Consider the following 1302-nt stretch of genomic DNA (forward strand, 5'->3'; position numbering starts at 1 on the left):
CGCCACGCCCAATCGTCGATTCCGATCATTGTCGGCGGAACGAAATGAGGGCTGCCGTGCCGCCGCACGACACGCAACAAGGTGTCGTTGCTCACCGGCACCATCAGCCTGCGGGCGAAACTCGCCGCCGGTCGTCCGCCCAAAGCTAATCCAAGATGATGCACAATAGTATCCAGTCGGGCAGTACGGCGACTGCGCTCGTGTAAGACACAATCATCAAACCGCTCGGCAAAGATTTTCCGACGGCAGAACGTAGTCTGACAAACGAAACGTCGTGTCGATATGCGTAGTTGGACCTCTACGCCTGAACAGGGCAGATCCGCCACTTTCCTAACATAACGGCTATGAACACGATCTGACACTTCGTTGCACGATGGGCAGCAACCTCGATCTGCGGACCCCTGTGCGAAAATGGTAATGATATCATCACTTTCGTCGAAACGTTGCGCAATTAATCCGTCCGGGATGAGGGATTACAAACGAAAACTGAAAGCCATACTGCGGTTCCTTTCGTTAACCACAGTACTTTCAACCAGAAAATCATCGAATATGAGTCAGATGGGGTATTCGGCTTGAGCCCCACCTTTGACGGTAGTGAATAATAGAAGGTGCTGCGCTTCGAGTGATGATAAACGTGGTCATGTCTTGCAACAGCCACAAGCATCGGAAAGGAAGCGCATCATGAAGTATTATAGCGGCCTCGACGTCTCGGTAAAAGAGACATCCGTTTGTATTATTGACGAAACAGGTAAGATTTGCCGCGAGGTAAAGGTGATTAGAGCGTTTCCGTTTTTGTCTGAATCGAATGCGCTTCCCAAATCAGTTTTGTTCTGATTCATTGATGCTGGCTGGATGGAGGCCAGCGTGGCCTATCGAGCGGATCGGTCTTGAAGCTGGACCATTGTCGCAGTGGCTTTTTGAAGGCTTGGCTACCGCCGGTTTGCCGGTGGTCTGCATAGAGACCAGGCATACAAAGGCCTTTCTCAAGGCGCAGGTTAACAAGACCGACCGCAACGATGCGCGCGGCATTGCCCAGATGATGCGCGTCAATCTGTACAAGCCTGTGCATGTGAAGACATTGACGAGCCAGAAGCGTCGCGCTTTGTTAACAGCCCGCAAATTACTTCAGGAGAAGGCCATTGCCATTGAGAACGACATCCGCGGATTGTTACGCAATTTCGGCCTTAGAGCGTCGGGCGCTAATCATGCAACACATTGAGCTGCTTTGAAGAAGTTTCGGCACTCTTGTGGCGAAAACAGATCGCAGACGGAGCCGAGGGCTCTCCATAGCTCGTCATAGGT

General features: G+C 51.8%; 1 protein-coding gene and 1 pseudogene. One reads left to right on the forward strand and one right to left on the reverse strand.

The genetic code is table 11. The annotated features are described in order from the left end of the window. Positions 1 to 362, reverse strand: a 362-nt coding sequence (locus OIV19_RS23560) for a transposase family protein (protein WP_264234332.1), incomplete at its 3' end; no start/stop codon positions are given. Between the two features lie 319 nt (positions 363 to 681). On the opposite strand from OIV19_RS23560, the pseudogene OIV19_RS23565 reads away from it, so the two are divergent. After that, positions 682 to 1189, forward strand: a pseudogene (locus tag OIV19_RS23565) (IS110 family transposase); the annotation flags it as partial. Positions 1190 to 1302: the final 113 nt, after the last annotated feature.

Origin of the sequence: Brucella sp. HL-2, assembly GCF_025846885.2 — a bacterium.
In the GTDB taxonomy this organism is placed as follows: domain Bacteria; phylum Pseudomonadota; class Alphaproteobacteria; order Rhizobiales; family Rhizobiaceae; genus Brucella; species Brucella quorumnocens.